This is a genomic window from Aureimonas sp. SA4125 (assembly GCF_019973775.1).
GTDB lineage: Bacteria > Pseudomonadota > Alphaproteobacteria > Rhizobiales > Rhizobiaceae > Plantimonas.
The window spans coordinates 4834500-4853289 of record NZ_AP025032.1 but is presented as its reverse complement, the minus strand read 5'-3'; the positions used below and the strand labels follow the sequence as shown (position 1 = coordinate 4853289).

The window sequence follows — 18790 nt, the reverse complement described above, 5'->3', positions numbered from 1 at the left end:
CCGGACCGGCGTAGGGATCAGTGGAGGCTGACGGTCGTCAGCTCGTTCTGCGAGGCGCTGGCAAGGATGCTCCCGCGGTCGTCGGAGACGGCGAGGGGCGTGCCGTCGGCAGAGAACAGGGCCCAGAGGTCGATACCCGGCTGGATCTCCTTGGCGGCCGGGAATTTCGCCCTGATGTCGTCCGAGGACATGCGACGGAGATAGGCCACATGCCCCTCGCCGATAGCGGCCAGATCGCTCGCGGCGACAACGGTGCGCAATGAATTCGTCATGGTCTGTCTCCTGATGAAAGCGTGATGCACGGGAAGAAGATGCGTCCTGGCGGTCAGTCTGCGACGACGATTTCGATGCGCTTGACGATGCGCTCTGGCTCGGGCCGGGCGAGATCGATCATCAAGAGGCCGTTTCCGAGCCGGGCGCCGACAATCCGCATGCCGTCGGCGAACAGAAAGGTCTTCTGGAACTGCCGGGCAGCAATGCCGCGATGGAGATAGTCGCGGTCCTTGTCGTCGGCTTGCCGGCCCCTGATCGTCAGCTGGTTCTCTTCCGTCGTAACCTCCAGCTCACTGGGGCTGAACCCCGCCACAGCGAGCGTGATGCGCAGAAAATTCGCTCCCGCCTCCTCGCCGGTCGGCTCCTCGCGCAAGCGCTCGATGTTGTAGGGCGGGTAGCCCTCACCACCCTTGCCGATCCGCTCCAAAGTCCGCTCCACGCTGTCGAAGCCAAGCAAAAGCGGACTGGAAAAAGGCGTCATGCGACTCATGCGGCAAGTCCTTGTTAAAAGCGACTTTTATGGAAGACCCTGAGGTTAGGCATCTCCCGCTGTGGGCTTGCATATGGCGCTACGATGAGCCGAGTTCAATATTGCGGCGGAGCTCCCTTCAAGCAAAACAGGCGGCGCATCACCGATGCTCCGCCTGTCCGGTAAACAAATCATGAGGAGCGGCCACGACCTGTTCCCCAAAGCCCTGTCAGGAGGCGACGTCGCCTTCCCGGAAGGTCAGGACGACGCCATTGATGCAATGACGCTTACCGGTCGGCGGGGGGCCGTCATCGAAGACGTGGCCGAGATGACCGCCGCAGGTCGCGCAATGTTCCTCGACGCGCGGATAGATCAGCTTGTAGTCGGTCGTCGTCGCCGTCGCCCCGGCCAGGGCCGATGTGAAGCTCGGCCATCCCGTTCCCGAGTCGAACTTCGCCGCCGAGGAGTACAGCGCGGTGTCGCAGCCGGCGCAGTGATAGAGCCCGCTCTTCTTGTTGTCGTTCAACTGGCTGGAGAAGGGCCTTTCGGTCCCTTCCTGTCGCAGGACGGAGAACTGGTCAGGCGTCAGGATCTTGCGCCATTCCTCGTCGCTCCGCGTCACGGGAAAGCTGCCGCCGGCGCTGCGGGCGGAATGGCTGAAGAACAGCCCGGCGAGGCCCGCGGACGCTGCCGTCAGCATGCTGGTGAAGAGAAACTGTCTGCGGCGCATGGACGTTCTCCAGGTTCGGCGGGAGGTTCGGCGGGTTCGACCACTATCTCATGATCCGGGACGCCGACGCCAGATCGACCGGCCGTGCCACGAGCGAAAGCACGAAAACTTGCAAAGGCGGTGGAAAGGGTGGCGGCCGGCTCCTGGTGCCGAGCCGCCACCCGTCTCGATTACATCTTCGGCATGAGAACGGTGTCGATGACGTGGACGACGCCATTCGACTGCATCACGTCAGCCTGCGTCACGGTCGCGACATTGCCGGCCGCATCGGTCACGGTCAGCTTGTCGCCCGCCAAGGCGAGCGTCAGTTCCTCGCCCTGGACGGTCTTGACCATGTGCTTGCCGCCGTCGTCCTTGACCATCTGGATCGCGGCTTCCGACGTCGCCTTGGCCGGGACCACATGATAGGTCAGGATCTTGGTCAGCTTCTCCTTGTTCTCCGGCTTCACCAGCTCGTCGACGGTGCCGGCGGGGAGCTTGGCGAAGGCGTCGTTGTCGGGCGCGAAGACGGTGAAGGGACCGGCGGTGCCGAGCGTCTCGACGAGGCCGGCAGCCTTCACGGCGGCAACCAGCGTCGTGAGGTTGGACGCGTTCGGCGCGTTCTCGGCGATGGTCTTGTCGGCAAACATCGGCGCACCGCCGACGGTGACGGGTTCGGCGGCCGTGGCGGCCAGGGTTCCTGCAGCGAGGATGGAGGCAATCGCCAGCGAACGGATGGTCGTGATCATTGGGCGTTCCTTTTCAGAAGAAAGGGATGCCTTTCACAATCGAAAGGTACCGAAGATACGGAGGCGATCGCAAATAGCTGCAGGTCGATCGGTCACAGATGATTGATATCCTTGGGAGCAGCCATCGCGCTGAACCAGAGCGGCCGCAAGGGCCCACCCCATGGCTCAGTCGTCGACCCGCCCCCGCCCTTTCTTCACGTCGGCCCGGACCCGCTTCGTGGTCAGACGGCGCTCGACGGACCCCTTCGACGGCCGCGTTTTCTTGCGCGGCGGCGGCGGCGGCACGAGCGCCTGGCGGATAAGGTCGGCGAGGCGCTCACGCGCGTCCTCGCGGTTGCGCTCCTGGGTGCGAAAACGCGATGCCTCGATCAGGATCTCGCCGGCCTTCGTCGTCCGGCTGCCGGCAAGCCGCATCAGGCGCACGGCGACATCGTCGGCAAGCGCGCGCGACCCCCGCGCGTTGAAACGCAGCTGGACCGCCGACGAGACCTTGTTGACGTTCTGACCGCCGGGGCCACTGGCGCGGATGAAGCTTTCCTCGAAGTCGCTGCCGGGGATCAGGAGGCGGGGATTGATCCGCAGTCCCTCGTCCTCCTCGCTCATGTCGTCAGCCTCCCTCGCGGCTTCGGGAAAGACGCCGTGGCGATCATGTGCCCCGCCCGGACGGCAATGACAATGCCGGACGGACAGGGTCGGGGCAGAGTGGCGGGACCCGGCCGGAAACTGCGGAGGAAGCGCGCAAAGGCACGCCGAAGCACGATACCGTCCCCTGAAACGAAAAGGCCCGCGAGGCGTCCCGAAGGACGACGCTCGCGGGCCTTGCCCCTCCCAGAGCAGCGTGGGCCGTTACTCGGCGGCCATGGCGGAAATCGGCGAGGCGTCCATCACGTCGGCATCGACATGGGCTTCGAACTTGCCGAAATTGGCGCGGAACATTTCGACCAGACGTACCGCCTGCCGGTCGTAGGCGGAGGGATCGGCCCAGGTCGACCGCGGATCGAGGATCGCGGCATCGACGCCCTCGACCGCCACCGGCACCTGGAAGCCGAAGGACGGGTCGGTGCGGAACTCGGCATCCTTCAGCGAGCCGTCGAGGGCTGCCGACAGCAGCGCACGCGTCGCCTTGATCGGCATGCGGCTGCCCGTGCCATAGGCGCCGCCGGTCCAGCCGGTGTTCACCAGCCAGCAGTCGACGTCATGCTCGGCGATGAGATCGCGCAGGAGATTGCCGTAGACCGAGGGGTGCCGCGGCATGAAGGGCGCGCCAAAACAGGTCGAGAAGGTCGCTTCCGGCTCGGTCACGCCCTTTTCCGTGCCCGCGACCTTCGCGGTGTATCCGGAGAGGAAGTGGTACATGGCCTCGGCCGGGGTCAGCTTGGCGATCGGCGGCAGCACGCCGAAGGCGTCGGCCGTCAGCATGATGATGTTGCGGGGATGCCCGGCGCGGCCGGTGGGGCTCGCATTGGGGATGAAGTTGAGCGGATAGGCGGCGCGGGTGTTCTCGGTCAGCGACTTGTCGTCGAAGTCCGGCACGCGGTCGCTGTCGAGAACGACGTTCTCGAGAACGGTCGAGAACATCCTCGTCGTGGCGAAGATCTCGGGCTCCGCCTCGGCCGAAAGCTTGATCGTCTTGGCGTAGCAGCCGCCCTCGAAGTTGAAGATGCCGTCACGGCCCCAGCCATGCTCGTCGTCACCGACGAGGGTGCGCTTGGGATCGGCCGACAGCGTCGTCTTGCCCGTGCCCGACAGGCCGAAGAACACCGCCGCATCGCCGTCGGGGCCGACATTGGCCGAGCAATGCATCGGCATGACGTTCTTCTCGGGAAGAAGGTAGTTGAGAACGGTGAAGACCGACTTCTTCATCTCCCCGCCGTAGGAGGTGCCGCCGATCAGGATGATCTTGCGCGTCAGGTCGCAGGCGATGATGGTCTCCGACCGACCGCCGTAGCGCTCGGGATCGGCCCGGAATGACGGCAGGTCGATGATCGTCAGCGCCGGATCGAAATCGATCAGCGCCTGGCGGTCGGGGCGGATCAGGAGATGGCGGATGAACAGCGCGTGCCAAGCGTATTCGGTGACGACGCGCGTCGCGATGGCGTTTTCGGGATCGGCACCACCGACGAGATCCTGCACGAACAGGTCGCGGCCGGCGGCATGCGCCTTGAAGTCGTCGTAAAGCCGCTCGAACGCGTCAGGCGTCATCGGCTTGTTGTTGTCCCACCAGACCGCCGGATCGGTATGCTCGTCGCGGACGACGAACTTGTCCTTGGCCGAACGGCCGGTGTGCTGACCGGTCGTGACGACCAAGGCGCCGTGCGCGGTAAATCGGCCCTCGCCGCGACGAATGGCGGTCTCGACCAGATCGACCTCGTTGAGGTTCCAGCGCAGCGAGCCGAGATTTTCCAGCCCGGTCGTCTCGATGCCCTTGGTGCGATTGCGCAACCCGATCTCGTCCATGCCGCCAATTCTCCATTGCCGCGCGTCGGGCGCAGCGCCGACCGTGCCGCTAAATACTGCGGCGCGGCATGATCATCAAGCAGAAACCAAGAATTAATAAGCCTAATCAGTGTATTAATCGATTTAAAGCTTTTCACCGACCATCTAATCGGTTTGATAATTCGTGCACTGTGTTGGCATATTAGGGAATGGCCGTCTCGTCCCCTGCAGATGCGAGGGGAAACAGAGGCACCTTTCCCGCGCTCGAGCATTCCCCTCTTTCAAGGACAACGGCATTTGCCGCTAGAATGAGGGGATACGGGATGACCGACCGCAAGACGGATGCCTTCTGGGCACTGATCGACGATTTCGACACCTGCATGGTGGTGACGCGCAATGGCGGACGGATGCGCGCCCGGCCGATGGCGCCGAGGGTCTCTTCCGAGCGGCGCGAGATCCTCTTCCTGACCGAAAGCCAGTCGCACAAGGTCGACGAGATCGAGGCCGACAACGAGGTCGCCATGACCTTTGCCAAGCATGGAAAATACGTCTCGCTGTCCGGTCGCGCCCGGATATCCGGCGACCGGGCGCTGGTCGCCCAGATCTGGGACTCGGCGGCCGAAGCCTGGCTGCCGCAGGGCAAGGACGATCCGAGCGTCGTCGTGCTGGTGGTCAATCCGGACGAGGCCGAGCTCTGGAACGTCAAGGCGAGCAGGATCGAACAAGCCTGGGAATTCGCCAAGGCCTATATCGGCGACAAGGATCGTCCCGATACGACGACCCATCAGAAGGTCGACCTTTAGGGAAGCATTCCCCTGATCGCGTGCCTCTATTTGGAATCGGGGCCGCCGGGTTGGAGGGAGAGTCACGTGGCGGACTGGTTTTTGCTGCGATTTGCCACATTTAATGCTGATTGATGTCGCGACTACACAGATATGCCCGGGCGCATATCCGGACCAAGCCGCGCCATTCCCGCAAAGGGGCAGCCGGCTCGGCAGGGCGGCGCCCTCTGCCGGGGCGGATCCTGCGGCCCGCCCGAACCTGACAAGGAGAATGACACGATGCCGACAATTGCGCTGGTGGATGATGACAGAAACATCCTGACGTCGGTATCGATCGCGCTGGAGAACGAGGGCTATCGGGTCGAAACCTATACCGACGGGGCATCCGCCCTCGAAGGCCTTCAGTCCCGGCCGCCGAACCTTGCCATCTTCGACATCAAGATGCCCCGCATGGACGGCATGGAGCTGTTGAGGCGACTGCGCCAGAAGTCCGACCTTCCGGTCATCTTCCTCACCTCCAAGGACGAAGAGATCGACGAGCTCTTCGGCCTGAAGATGGGCGCCGACGACTACATCCGCAAACCGTTCTCGCAGCGGCTTCTGGTCGAGCGCGTCAGGGCGATCCTCCGGCGCGGCGCGGCGCGGGACGCCGCCAAGACCGGCCCGACGCCGGAATCTTCGCTGGAACGCGGACAGCTGGTGATGGATCAGGAGCGCCACACCTGCACCTGGATGGAACAGCCGGTGACCCTGACGGTCACCGAATTCCTGATCCTCCACTCGCTGGCGCAGCGCCCTGGCGTCGTCAAGAGCCGCGACGCGTTGATGGATGCGGCCTATGACGAGCAGGTCTATGTCGACGACCGCACCATCGACAGCCACATCAAGCGCCTGCGCAAGAAATTCAAGGCGATCGACGACGATTTCGACATGATCGAGACGCTCTACGGCGTCGGATATCGCTTCCGCGAGATCTGACGGCGCAGTATCCCTCGGGGCATTCCGCCGGCGCCGCGCACTCGCGCCGCACGATTTTGCATGGACCTGACACATGGTGGCGAACGCCGAAGGCGAAAGCGGGACCGACCCGGCCGCCGCGCGCCGACGGCGACGCGAAGCGGCGGCGCGCTCGCGGCTGCGCCGGCTTCCGCTGGTCAGGCGTGCGCTGCACCGGGCGCGCTGGGTGCTCGGCCATTCGATCTTCTCCTCCCTCACCCGCCGCATCGTCTTTCTCAATCTCGTGGCGCTGATCGTCCAGGTCTCGGGCATCCTCTACCTCAACCAGTTCCGCGCCGGCCTGACCGACGCCCGCGTCGAAAGCCTGTTGACGCAGGGCGAGATCATCGCCAGCGCCATCGCCTCCTCGGCGACGGTCGAGACCGATTCGATCACGCTCGACCCGGAAAAACTGCTGGAACTCCAGGCCGGACAGACTTTGCAGCCGGGCCTCGATTCGGCCGACAGTCTCGACTTCCCGATCAATCCCGAGCGCGTGGCGCCGCTTCTGCGCCGGCTGATCTCCCCCACCCGCACGCGGGCCCGACTCTACGACCGCGACGCCAACCTCATTCTCGACTCGCGCCATCTCTATTCGCGCGGCCAGATCCTGCGTTACGACCTGCCGCAGATCACCGACGACGAGCCGGAAATCGTCGAGCGCGTCGTCACCTGGGTGCAGTGGCTCTTCCAGCGCGCCGACTTGCCCGTCTACGCCGAAAGCCCGGGTGGAACCGGCACGATCTATCCGGAGGTGATGAACGCGCTGACCGGCGGTCCCGCGACCGTCGTGCGCGTCACCGACAAGGGTGAACTGATCGTTTCGGTGGCGGTGCCGATCCAGCGTTTTCGGGCGGTGCTGGGTGTTCTCCTCTTGTCGACGCAGGGCGGCGACATCGACAAGATCGTTCAGGCCGAGCGCATGGCGATCGTGCGCGTCTTCGCCGTCGCCGCTCTCGTCACCGTCGTCCTGTCGATCCTCCTCGCCTCGACCATCGCGACGCCGCTGAGGCGCCTGTCGGCGGCAGCCCTGCGCGTAAAGCGCGGGGTGAAGTGGCGCGAGGAGATCCCCGATTTCGGCGACCGCGCCGACGAGGTCGGCAATCTGGCGACCGCGCTCCGGGAGATGACCCACGCCCTCTACAAGCGCATGGACGCGATCGAGAGCTTCGCCGCCGATGTGAGCCACGAATTGAAGAACCCGCTGACCTCGCTGCGCTCTGCCGTCGAGACGCTGCCGCTCGCCCGCAACGAGAATTCCAAGCAGCGGCTTCTGGCCGTGATCGAGCACGACGTGCGCCGCCTCGACCGGTTGATCACCGACATTTCAAACGCCTCGCGGCTCGATGCGGAACTGGCCCGCGAAGGCACGGGACGCGTCGACGTCGCGGCGCTGATCGGATCGGTCGTCGACGGCGCGCGCGCCCACCGAAAGGAGGGCTGGGATACGGTGATCATGCTGAAGGTCGAGCCGCTGCCGGCGGGCCGGACCTATTTTGTCGCCGGACACGACCTGCGCCTCAGCCAGGTCTTCACCAATCTCATCGACAATGCCCGCTCCTTCGTCGCGATGGAGGGCGGCCGGATCGTCGTCTCGATCAGGCGCGAGGGCAAGGCGATCGTCGTCGCCATCGAGGACAACGGTCCGGGCATCCAGGCGGAGAAGATCGAGCGCATCTTCGAGCGCTTCTACACCGACCGTCCCTCCGCCGAAGCCTTCGGCCAGAACTCAGGCCTCGGCCTGTCGATCTCCCGCCAGATCGTCGAGGCACATGGCGGCACCCTGGAGGCCGAGAACATCATCGACGCCCGCGATCCCCGGACATTCCGCGGCGCCCGCTTCACCGTCAGTCTGCCCGGCGAATGAGCCTTCCCCCCGCCAACCTGCACGGGACCGCGATCGCGCTCGGCGGCATGGGCGTCCTCATCCGGGGTCCATCGCGCAGCGGCAAGTCGGCGCTCGCGCTGTCGACCTTGCGCCGTGCCGAGATGCTGGGCCTTGCCGCGGCGCTCGTGGCCGACGACCAAGTCTTCGTCGAGGTCAACGGCGACCGGGTCGAGGCGGTCGCGCCGGCGCCGATCCGGGGGCTGATCGAAATCTCCGGCGTCGGCATCCTGCAGGAGGCGTCAATCGACCGGGTCGCGCTCGACCTCGTCGTCGACCTCTGCGAGCCCGAGGCGCTCCATCGCCTTCCGGGCATGCTGACGACCAGGATCGCCGGCATCGACCTGCGTCTAATCGTCCTGCCGGCCCGGCAGGCGGGGTTCGCCGCCGATGTCCTCGTCAGCCTGGCCCGCCTCGGCCCTGCCGATCTCGGCCTCATCGACGTGTAGGTCGGCGACCGTCCCCAATCGTCCCTTGGCGCCGGCGCTGCTGGCTGAGACCTGCGCCGCATTTCAGCCACAGTTGCGCCCGGTCTTTACCGAGTTTGCCATGCAGCATTGCGAGATGGGCGCCTCCTGGTGCATGATCCCACAGCCTATCGACTGGGATCGACCTCGGTCGATCCTCAGCGAGATGCCAGAGCCGGGAGGCCGGCGCGTCTTGCGCAAAAAGCCGTCGGAAAGAGACCGGAGCTCATCGATTGACGTTTATTCCTTTGGCGACGGCGCAATGCGCGCGAGACTGATCCTGCACGTCGGTCCGCGGATCTGCCGTATCCGGCAGCTGGGCTCCCCGTCGAGATTCGGGGCTTGCGGCCCGCGGGCTGTGGGTCTGCGGTCTGCGGGTATGCGGCCTGCGGGACGTCGGTCGGCGATCGGAGTCGTTTGCGCATGATCGGTCTCGTGCTCGTCACCCATGGACAGCTCGCGCGTGAATTCCGGCTGGCCGTCGAGCATGTCGTCGGGCCGCAGGAGGCCTTCGAGACGATCTCGATCGGCCCCGAGGACGACATGGAACAGCGGCGTAACGACATCGTGGCGGCCGTCGCCCTTGCCGACCGCGGCGAAGGCGTCATCATCGTCACCGACATGTTCGGTGGAACGCCGTCGAACCTGGCGATCTCGGTGATGGACGGTAGCAATGTCGATGTTCTGGCCGGCATGAACCTTCCGATGCTGATCAAGCTCGCCAGTGTCCGGCAGGATCGCAACATCACCGAGGCCCTGGTGTGCGCGCAGGAGGCGGGGCGCAAGTACATCAACGTCGCCAGCCGGATTCTCAGCGGGAAGTGACGATGAACATCGGGTTGCCGGGAGGACCGGGCATGGAGGCGGAGGAGCCGCTGATGCGGCATCTGCCGATCGTCAACAAGCGCGGCCTGCATGCGCGGGCGTCGGCCAAGTTCGTCCAGCTCGCCGAAACCTTCGAGGCCGAACTCACCGTCAGCCGAGACGGGCTCAGCGTCGGCGGGCAATCGATCATGGGCCTCATGATGCTCGCCGCGGGACTCGGCTCGACCATCGAGGTCTCCGCCACCGGCCCCGACGCCGGCAGGGCACTCGACGCCATTGCCGGGCTCGTCGCGGACAAGTTCGGCGAAGAGGCCTGATCCCCTCTGGCGCCTGGAGCGTTGCGGCCTAAAGCGGGATGCGTTTTCTTCGAATCGCCGTCCCGCTTTAGTCCTTTGTTTCCGCATGATCTCTTTCCGAAAGCCGGAAGCCACCTTTCGGGATCATGCTCTAGTGGAAAAATCGAATGCCGGGAGTGCGCGTTCCGCGCTCTGAATCCGGACGTGGCGCTCCCACTTGGCGGCGGTCGTCATCGGGCTTGTCCCGATGACCCATGTCGATGCGTCGCAATCCGACGACGGCAAGCCACAATCTGGGCCGGTTCGGCAGTTGAAGCGTGTGGGCCTGGGTTCTCGGGACGAGCCCGAGAATGACTATTCTGACAGGGTCGCGGCCGGCGTGTTCCAAGGTGGGTGCGGCGCAAAACGGAACTTGGCGCCGCACCATGGCGGAGGGCTGCGCACCGCGCTCCGGCAGCCCGCCTACTGGGCGTCCGGCGTCGCAGGCTCTCCGGCTGCGGTGACGATGCCCTGCCAGATCGCGTCGGCATCGGTCCGCGCGACGTCGGGGGAAAAGGCGAGGCGCTTGTCGCGCAGACCTTTCAGGAGGTCGTCGCGCAGGGTCGTGGCGATCCGGTCGCCGCCCGCCGCGGCGAGGCTGGCGAAGGTGTAGGCGCGGGTGACATTGCGCGGCACGCCGGCGCCCTCGTAATAATCGAAGGCAAGGTCGCGCATCGCGCTCCAGTCCCGGGCGTCGATCGCCGCGCTCTCGCGGTCCTGCTGGTCCGCGCCGTCGGTCTGCAGCCACTGCGCCAGCGCCAGTTTTTCCTGGGCCGCCACCTGATCCGGCGTCAACCGGGCACGGACGATGCCGAGCGTCGCGTCGGGCACCGCCTCGCCGCGCGCCTTGGCCAGAAGCAGCAGCACGTAGGAGGAGGCGGCCGTGTCGTCGGTCACGGCGGAATCGGGGTCGAGCACGATGGCGCGCACGACGATGGCCGAGGCCTCCGGCTTGCCGGCGGCGATGTCGGACAGCGCCAGCGTCACGCCGCGCCTGACGTCCTGCGGAATGCCGACGCCCTCGACCAGCCGCTCCGCCAGCGACAGGTCATCGGCGCCAATGGCCGCGCCCGAGGTCGGATCGATCAGCGCGGTGATCTCGCTTGCCTCGGCCGAGACGTCGGGGTTGAGCGCCAGGATCATCGCCTCGTCGAGCTGGACGCCCGGCTTCAACTGGGAGAGGTCGAAGGGCTCCGCCGGCGAAAAGCTGATCTCGATGTGCTCGGGCTTGGCGAGATAGGCCTGCAAGGCGCCGGACCAGCCGACGGCCCGCTCCATCAGTTCCGGGCTGGCGCCGCCCGGCATCTCCTGAAACAGGCTGGACATTATCGGCACGAGCATGGTGGCCATCACCCCCTGCAACTGGCCCGTGGTCAGCTGCTGCGCATCGGCGGCGATCTGAAATCCGACAGCGGTGAGGCCGGCATCGTCATAGGTGAGCGTCGCGCTGGCGAGCTTGCCGACGATGACAGGCGCGTCGCTGCCCGGCGCGGGCTCCGGCGGCATCGCGCCGTCGGTCGTCGGCGGCAGGTCGAGTTCGGCGGTGACCTCGTCCAGCGGCACCAGCACGTGAAACCCCTCGACCTTGGCGGCAAGGCCGAGGGCGCCGATGTTCTCGAAGCTCGCCTTGACGTCGATGTCGTAGGTTGCCGAGGCGACGTCGGCACGCACCGAGGACACGACGTCGCCGCGGATGATCTCGGAATCGAGCTTCTTCAGTGTCGCGCGCGCCTCGGCCTCCATCGGGATGGCGCGGGTATCGATGGCGATGCCTTCGTAGAGCTGCGTCCGAGCATTGATGCGGATCCGGTCGATGGCGACGTCGACGCCGGCGCGGCCGATCGTCAGGCCTTGGACGACGAAGTCACGCGTGACGGCATCGTAGTGGCGCGCCTCGTAGGTGATCACCGCGACGCTGCGCGCAAAGGTCACGACGATGTCGAAGATCACGGGCGCATAGGGCAGGACCCACTCCGATACGCTGAGACTCGGCGAACCGGCAAAGCTTGCGAGCGGCGCCATCGAGGTCAGCGCCTCCATCCCGGCGTCCTGCGCACCGGCCGGCGCCTGCGACAGGAGGAGAGCTGCCGCGCAGCAGCCCGATAGAGCGACGCGTCGAGCGGTGCGGTGAGACGAGCGGAACATGGGGTTCTCCCGGAGTGTGATCTGCCGACGATAGCCGAACTCCGAGGAGCGGCGAAAGCCTATGGCGAGGGGATGTCATATAAAGAAATGCTTATATCCGCTTGTGTCGATGTCCCCCGGCTGGTAGAGGATCGTCAGCCGCAGGACCCGCAAGGGCTGCGCTCGAATTTTCCCTTATACCTTCCCTTTCCGCACAGAGGACGCCCCCATGGCATTCGCACAGGACTTCGTCATCAAGGATCCCGAGCTCGCCGACTGGGGCCGGAAGGAAATGGACATCGCCGAGACCGAGATGCCCGGCCTGATGGCCTGCCGCGAGGAATTCGGCACCGACAAGCCGCTCGCCGGCGCGCGCATCACCGGCTCGCTGCACATGACGATCCAGACCGCCGTGCTGATCGAGACCCTGCAGGAACTCGGCGCCAAGGTCCGCTGGGCCTCGTGCAACATCTTCTCGACCCAGGACCATGCCGCCGCCGCGATCGCCGCGACCGGCACCCCCGTCTTTGCCGTGAAGGGCGAGAGCCTGACGGAATACTGGGACTACACCGACCGGATCTTCCAGTGGACGGACGGCGAGCCCTCCAACATGATCCTCGACGATGGCGGCGACGCCACGATGTACATCCTTACCGGCGCCCGCGCCGAAGCCGGCGAAGACGTTCTGTCGAACCCCGGCAATGAGGAAGAAGAGATCTTCGTCGCCCAGATCAAGAAGCGGATGGCCGCCACCCCCGGCTTCTTCACCAAGCAGCGCGACGCCATCAAGGGCGTCACCGAAGAGACGACCACCGGCGTCAACCGCCTGTACCAGCTGCAGAAGAAGGGCCTCCTGCCCTTCCCCGCGATCAACGTCAACGACAGCGTCACCAAGTCGAAGTTCGACAACAAGTACGGCTGCAAGGAAAGCCTCGTCGACGGCATCCGCCGCGCCACCGACGTCATGATGGCCGGCAAGGTCGCGGTCGTCTGCGGCTATGGCGACGTCGGCAAGGGTTCGGCCGCCTCGCTGCTCGGCGCCGGCGCCCGCGTCAAGGTCACGGAAGTCGACCCGATCTGCGCCCTGCAGGCCGCGATGGACGGCTTCGAGGTCGTCACGCTCGAGGACGCGGCGCCCACCGCCGACATCATCATCACCACCACCGGCAACAAGGACGTGGTGACGATCGACACCATGCGCCTGATGAAGGACATGGTGATCCTCGGCAATATCGGCCATTTCGACAACGAGATCGAAGTGCTCTCGCTGCGCAACATGAAGTGGACGAACATCAAGCCGCAGGTGGACATGATCCACTTCCCCGACGGCAAGCGCATCCTGCTCCTGTCGGAAGGCCGGCTGCTCAACCTCGGCAACGCCACGGGCCATCCGTCCTTCGTGATGTCGGCCTCCTTCACCAACCAGACGCTGGCGCAGATCGAGCTCTTCACCAAGGGCGAGAAGTACGGCAAGGAAGTCTATGTCCTGCCCAAGCATCTCGACGAGAAGGTCGCGCGCCTGCATCTCGCCAAGCTCGGCGCCAAGCTGACCGTGCTCAGCGAAGACCAGGCCGACTATATCGGCGTGTCGACCCAGGGTCCCTACAAGTCGGAACAATACCGCTACTGAGCTCAACGCTGCTTTCGGCATCCGATTCAGACAAGCCGCCGGGGAGCAACCTCCCGGCGGCTTTTCTTTTTGTCCCGCAGGTGCATGGCTGTGCTTTGCCGCGATTTGCGGAGCGGTTAAGTTGGCCGAATCATCCCCGTCAGCCGGTGCGGACAGGCGCGGCGGGGATCAGTCGCAACGAAGGACGGGGGCATGCCTTCGATGATGCAGACATGGCGGGCGGACCGGATCGAAAGATCCGGCCGGCACGGGCCTTGGGCCCTTCGACGCGCATCCGGTCCCGCCTGGCGACGATGGGTCTGCGGCTCGATCAGTTCGGCCATTCTGGCTCTGCCGGCAGGTCCGGCGCGAGCTCAATCGATCGAGCAGCATCTTGGGATCGACATCCCGGCAGACGACATCCTCTATCTCGCACTGTTCGCGCTCGTGGTCGGCGTTGCCATGCTGGCGGTGGTCTGGCTGATCCAGCAGCGCGCCCGCACCGAGGAAGAGAACGAACAGCTGCGGGCGGAACTGGCCGAAAGTCGCTTCGAGGCGGAAAAGCGCGGCGCCCTTCTGTCGGGTGACGACCATCAGGTCGTCGTCTATTCCGGCGAGCGCGTCGTCGACATCCTGGGAACCCTGCCTTCCGCGACCGGCGCGCCGGCCGACCCGCGCCGTTTCCTCGACTTCAACGAATGGTTGCCCCGTCCGGCGGCGGCGCGCCTCGAGGGATTGATCGACCGCCTGAAGACCCACGCGGAAGGCTTCGCCCTGACCATCGATCATCTCGACGGCCAGCCGATCGAAGTGGCCGGGCGCACCGTCGGCGCGCTGGCCACGGTGCGCTTCTCGCCGCTGTCGGGCCTGCGCGAGGAGCTGACACGCCTGAAGCGCGAGCATGCCAGCCTGCTCGAGACCGTCGAGACCTTGCAGAGCCTCTGCGACGCGCTCACGATGCCGGTCTGGCTGCGCGACCGCGCGGGCCGGCTGGTCTGGGTCAACCGGGCCTATGCGGCCGCCGTCGACGGCAATGGGGTCGCCGACGCCGTCGCACGGCAACTCGAGTTTCTCGGCCAGCAGGACCGAACGGCGATCGCGCTTGCGCTCGAAACCAAGCGCGTGTTCGTCGACAGGCTGACGACCGTCGTCGACGCCGACCGCCGCAGCTTCAGCGTCATCGATGCCGCCGGTCCCCTCGGTTCGGCGGGCCTTGCGGTCGACGTCTCGGAAGCCGAGGCCGTACGGCAGGAACTCAGCCAGACGGTGAAGAGCCATTCGGAGACGCTGGACCATCTGACGACGGCCGTCGCGCGCTTCGACGAGAAGACCCAGCTCAACTACTACAACGCCGCGTTCCAGCGGCTGTTCAGCCTGACCAGCGCCTATCTCGACTCCTCGCCCGATCATGTCGCGATGATGGACCAGTTGCGCTCGCGCGGCACGCTGCCCGAGGACCGCTCGCTGCGCGACCTCAAGCACGAGATCATCGCCGCCTATCGCGCCACCGAGCCGACGGAACTCATGTGGCACCTCGCCGATGGCAGGACCTTGCGCATTTTCGTCAGCCCGGCGCCGCAGGGCGGGGCGACCTGGGTGTTCGAGGATCTGACCGAGAAGCTGGAACTGGAGAGCCGTCTGAAAGCGCTCGTGCAGCTGCAGGGCGAGACGCTGGACTATCTCAGCGAGGCTGTCGCGGTGTTCGGCCAGGACGGCCGTCTGCGCCTGTCGAACCCCGCCTTCGGCGAGATGTGGGGGCTTTCGGAGGAATTCCTCGCCGCCAAGCCGCATGTCAATACGCTCGGCAGGACGGTCGCGGTATCGATCAGCCCGCCGGAGGACGATCGCCCCCCTGTCGACTGGCCGTTCTTCTGCCAGGCTGTCACGGCCTTCGACGAGGGCGCCCGCGAAGCGACCTCGGGCGAGTTCGCCCTCGCCGACGGACGCATCGCGAGCTACGGCATCGTGCCGCTGCCGAACGGGCAGAGCATGTTGACCTTCTCCGACATTTCCGACGCGCGCCGGGCCGAACTGATGCTGCGCGAGCGCAACGAGGCGCTGGAAGTCGCCGACCGGATCAAGACCGACTTCGTCAAGCACGTGAACTACGAGCTGCGCTCGCCCCTGACGAACATCATCGGCTTCTCCGCGCTGCTGCGCTCGACGGAGACCGGCCCGCTGACGGAACGCCAGAGCGAATATCTCGACTACATCTCGATCTCGACCTCCTCGCTGATGACCATCGTCAACGACATTCTCGATCTCGCCTCGATCGATGCCGGTACGATGGATCTCGAAATGTCCGACGTCGACATCGCCGAGACCGTGAACAAGGCGGCCGAGGCGGTTCGCGACCGGCTGAAGGAAAACGACATCGGCATCGACATCGATGTCTCCGAAGCCGGCGAGAGCTTTCGCGCGGACGAGCACCGGGTGACGCAGATCCTCTTCAACCTCCTGTCCAACGCCGCCAATTTCGCCCCGGCCGGTTCGACCATTGCCGTCAAGGCGGTACGAAAGAGGGGCGAGGTCGCCTTCCTCGTCCACGACGAGGGACCGGGCATCGCGCCCGACCAGATCGCCCGGGTCTTCGAGCGCTTCGAGTCCGATCCTGTCGGCGGCCGCAATTCGGGTGCGGGCCTCGGCCTGTCGATCGTGAAAAGCTTTCTCGACCTGCACAAGGGCTCGATCGCCATCGACTCCTCCAAGGGCGGCGGCACGACGGTGATCTGCCGCTTCCCCGCCGGCGACCGGACACTCGGCGAGGCCGCGGAGTGAGCGAGAACGCGCTGGCGGCGCCTCTGGTCCTGCACCTTGCCGACGACGACGCGACGCGCCAGCTCGGCGAGGACATGGTTCTGTTGCTGCGGCAGGGCGACGTCGTCGCGCTCTCCGGCGATCTCGGTGCCGGCAAGTCGACGCTCGCCCGCGCGATGATCCAGGCGCATGCAAACGCGCCGGGACTCGACGTGCCCTCCCCGACCTACACGCTCGTCCAGACCTACGACACCGCCCCGCCGATCGCGCATTTCGACCTCTACCGCCTGTCCGAGGAATCGGAGCTCGACGAGCTTGGCTTCGACGAAGCGGCGGAGGCCGGCATCGTCCTTTGCGAATGGCCGGAGCGGGCGCCCGCCGTCTTTCTCGCCTCCAGCCTGCGCGTGGGCCTGTCGATCGACGGCGAGGGCCGTCGCGCCGAGATTTCCGGGACGCCGCAGGCATTGTCGCGGCTGCGGCGGACGCTGGCGATCCGGGCCTTCCTCGACGCCGATACCCAGCCTGTCTGCCAGCGCAGACGCTTCTTCGGCGACGCTTCGCCGCGGCGCTACGAAAGCGTCCTGCGCGGCGGCGCGCCGGCGCTTCTGATGGATGCGCCGAGACAGACGCAAGGCTTGCCGGTTGAGGGCGGCCTGCCCTATGCCCGCATCGCCCACATCGCCGAGGACGTCGCACCGTTCGTTGCCGTCGCCAGAGCCTTGCGAGCCGAAGGCTTTGCCGCGCCCGAGGTGTTTGCCGCCGATCTGGATCAGGGCTTCGTCCTGATCGAGCATCTCGGCGAGGGCACCGTCCTCGATGCCGCCGGACGCCCCATCCCCGAGCGCTACGAGGCGGCCGCGCTGATGCTGGCGGAACTCCATGCAAGGGGCTGGGACGCGGTCCTGCCGGTCGCGGGCGACACCGTCCACGCCGTGCCGGACTTCGACCGCCGCGCCATGGCGATCGAGGTCGGCCTCCTCCTCGACTGGTATTTTCCGCGCATGCGCGGCGCGAAGGCGACCGATGCCGAGCGGTCTGAATACGTCGCCGTCTGGGGCGATCTCTTCGACACCCTGCGCGAGGCCGAAACGAGCCTCGTCCTGCGCGACCTGCACTCGCCGAACATCGTCTGGCGCGAGGATCGCGCCGGCCTCGACCGGATCGGCCTCGTCGACTTCCAGGACGCGATGATCGGGCCTGCCGCCTACGACCTCGCCTCGCTCGCGCAGGATGCCCGCGTCGACGTCGCGCCGGAGCTGGAAATGCGGCTTGTGGCGGCCTATGCCGCCGCACGCAGGGCTCAGGGCAGCTTCGACGCCTACGCTTTCGAGCGCGATTACGCGATCATGGCGGCGCAGCGAGCCTCGAAGATCCTCGGAATCTTCGTGCGTCTCGACGAACGCGACGGCAAGCCGCAATATCTGCGTCACATTCCCCGGCTTAAGGATTACCTGGCGCGCACGCTGGATCATCCCGCGCTGGCCGCGCTGAAGACCCTGTATTCCCGGTGGGGCCTAATCGGCGACGCGCCGGGAGCCCGCTGATGCTCGAGGCCGACATGATGACGCGACGTGACAAGTTCCGACCGAAGACCGCGATGGTGCTGGCCGCGGGCCTCGGCAAGCGCATGCGCCCGATCACCTCGACCATCCCGAAACCGCTCGTCGCGGTGCGCGGCAAGGCACTGATCGATTACGGGCTCGAGGCGCTCGCGCGCAACGGCGTCGAGAAGATCGTCGTCAACGTGCACTATCTCCCCGACCTGATGCGGGCGCATCTGCGCCGCCGCAAGGGACCGGAGATCGTCATCTCGGACGAGACCGAGAAGCTGCTCGAATCGGGCGGCGGCATCGTCAAGGCCCTGCCGCTCCTGGGTTCGGAGCCTTTCTTCCTGATCAATTCCGACACGTTCTGGATCGACGGCTACCGCGACAATCTCGACCTCATGACCGATCTCTGGGATCCCGCCCGGATGGACGCCATGCTGCTCATCGCCGACATGCGCCAGGCCACCGGCTACGACGGCAAGGGCGACTTCACCATGGACGTCGAGGGCCGCCTTGCCCGGGTCGGCGAGCGCGACATGTCGCCCTTCATCTATGCCGGGGCGGCGATCCTGAAGCCCGAGCTCTTTGCCGGCATGGCCGAGGAGAAATTCTCGCTGAACCGCATCTTCGACCTGGCCATCGAGGCCGACCGGCTGTTCGGCGCCAGGCTCGACGGCCTGTGGCTGACAGTCGGCACCCCCGGCGCGATCGCCGAGGCCGAGGCGACGTTTCTGGCGAGCGCCAGCGCCAGCGCCGCCTGAACCGGACGCCCGGAGACGCAACTCCGGGGGATCGCGGCCCGCGGGCGTCGCGAATCACGGCGGCGG

17 protein-coding genes are annotated in these 18790 nt (G+C 66.1%); 10 read left to right on the top strand and 7 right to left on the bottom strand.

Annotated elements, in window-relative coordinates:
- Positions 1–17: 17 nt before the first annotated feature.
- From Sa4125_RS22935 to Sa4125_RS22910, 6 genes are all read right to left on the bottom strand, one after another.
- Positions 18–287 (bottom strand): DUF1150 domain-containing protein, encoded by a 270-nt coding sequence (locus Sa4125_RS22935; RefSeq protein ID WP_224008163.1) that lies wholly within the window; start codon positions 285–287, stop codon positions 18–20.
- Positions 288–325: 38 nt separating this feature from the next.
- On the bottom strand, positions 326–763 hold the full coding sequence (locus tag Sa4125_RS22930; protein WP_224002087.1) for an Hsp20 family protein: 438 nt from the start codon (positions 761–763) through the stop codon (positions 326–328).
- A 208-nt stretch (positions 764–971) separates the two neighbouring features.
- Complete coding sequence (gene msrB / locus Sa4125_RS22925; RefSeq protein ID WP_224002085.1) at positions 972–1472, bottom strand: peptide-methionine (R)-S-oxide reductase MsrB; 501 nt, start codon at positions 1470–1472, stop codon at positions 972–974.
- Between the two features lie 170 nt (positions 1473–1642).
- Entirely contained in the window at positions 1643–2200 is a 558-nt protein-coding gene (locus Sa4125_RS22920) for a fasciclin domain-containing protein (protein WP_224002083.1), read from the bottom strand.
- Between the two features lie 165 nt (positions 2201–2365).
- Positions 2366–2803 (bottom strand): alternative ribosome rescue aminoacyl-tRNA hydrolase ArfB, encoded by a 438-nt coding sequence (gene arfB, locus Sa4125_RS22915; protein ID WP_224002074.1) that lies wholly within the window; start codon positions 2801–2803, stop codon positions 2366–2368.
- Between the two features lie 243 nt (positions 2804–3046).
- The gene (locus Sa4125_RS22910) at positions 3047–4657 is read right to left on the bottom strand and encodes a phosphoenolpyruvate carboxykinase (RefSeq protein ID WP_224002072.1); all 1611 of its coding nucleotides are present in this window, start codon (positions 4655–4657) and stop codon (positions 3047–3049) included.
- Between the two features lie 302 nt (positions 4658–4959).
- Here Sa4125_RS22910 and Sa4125_RS22905 point away from each other — a divergent pair, with 302 nt between their 5' ends.
- The 6 genes from Sa4125_RS22905 (at position 4960) to Sa4125_RS22880 (ending at position 9908) form a co-directional block, all read left to right on the top strand.
- Complete coding sequence (locus Sa4125_RS22905; protein WP_224002070.1) at positions 4960–5439, top strand: pyridoxamine 5'-phosphate oxidase family protein; 480 nt, start codon at positions 4960–4962, stop codon at positions 5437–5439.
- A gap of 258 nt (positions 5440–5697) precedes the next feature.
- Positions 5698–6396: a response regulator transcription factor gene (locus Sa4125_RS22900; protein WP_224002068.1), complete on the top strand. Its 699-nt coding sequence runs from the start codon at positions 5698–5700 to the stop codon at positions 6394–6396.
- A 73-nt stretch (positions 6397–6469) separates the two neighbouring features.
- The gene (locus tag Sa4125_RS22895) at positions 6470–8281 is read left to right on the top strand and encodes a sensor histidine kinase (protein ID WP_224002066.1); all 1812 of its coding nucleotides are present in this window, start codon (positions 6470–6472) and stop codon (positions 8279–8281) included.
- Positions 8278–8748 (top strand): HPr kinase/phosphorylase, encoded by a 471-nt coding sequence (locus tag Sa4125_RS22890; protein WP_224002064.1) that lies wholly within the window; start codon positions 8278–8280, stop codon positions 8746–8748. Before Sa4125_RS22895 ends, Sa4125_RS22890 begins: the two co-directional genes overlap by 4 nt.
- 441 nt (positions 8749–9189) lie before the next feature.
- Positions 9190–9591, top strand: coding sequence for a PTS sugar transporter subunit IIA (locus tag Sa4125_RS22885; RefSeq protein WP_224002062.1), 402 nt, complete (start codon positions 9190–9192; stop codon positions 9589–9591).
- A gap of 2 nt (positions 9592–9593) precedes the next feature.
- Positions 9594–9908, top strand: coding sequence for an HPr family phosphocarrier protein (locus Sa4125_RS22880; protein WP_224002060.1), 315 nt, complete (start codon positions 9594–9596; stop codon positions 9906–9908).
- Positions 9909–10349: 441 nt separating this feature from the next.
- Here Sa4125_RS22880 and Sa4125_RS22875 read toward each other — a convergent pair whose 3' ends face one another.
- The gene (locus tag Sa4125_RS22875) at positions 10350–12071 is read right to left on the bottom strand and encodes an SEL1-like repeat protein (RefSeq protein WP_224002058.1); all 1722 of its coding nucleotides are present in this window, start codon (positions 12069–12071) and stop codon (positions 10350–10352) included.
- Between the two features lie 208 nt (positions 12072–12279).
- Here Sa4125_RS22875 and ahcY point away from each other — a divergent pair, with 208 nt between their 5' ends.
- The 4 genes from ahcY to Sa4125_RS22855 all read left to right on the top strand — a co-directional run bounded on the left by ahcY (position 12280) and on the right by Sa4125_RS22855 (position 18724).
- Positions 12280–13680 (top strand): adenosylhomocysteinase, encoded by a 1401-nt coding sequence (gene ahcY / locus Sa4125_RS22870; RefSeq protein WP_224002056.1) that lies wholly within the window; start codon positions 12280–12282, stop codon positions 13678–13680.
- A gap of 192 nt (positions 13681–13872) precedes the next feature.
- Complete coding sequence (locus Sa4125_RS22865; RefSeq protein WP_224002054.1) at positions 13873–16437, top strand: PAS domain-containing sensor histidine kinase; 2565 nt, start codon at positions 13873–13875, stop codon at positions 16435–16437.
- Entirely contained in the window at positions 16434–17960 is a 1527-nt protein-coding gene (gene tsaE / locus Sa4125_RS22860) for a tRNA (adenosine(37)-N6)-threonylcarbamoyltransferase complex ATPase subunit type 1 TsaE (RefSeq protein ID WP_224002052.1), read from the top strand. Before Sa4125_RS22865 ends, tsaE begins: the two co-directional genes overlap by 4 nt.
- Complete coding sequence (locus Sa4125_RS22855; protein ID WP_224002042.1) at positions 17960–18724, top strand: nucleotidyltransferase family protein; 765 nt, start codon at positions 17960–17962, stop codon at positions 18722–18724. The genes tsaE and Sa4125_RS22855 overlap by 1 nt, the downstream gene beginning before the upstream one ends.
- The last annotated feature ends 66 nt before the right edge of the window (positions 18725–18790 follow it).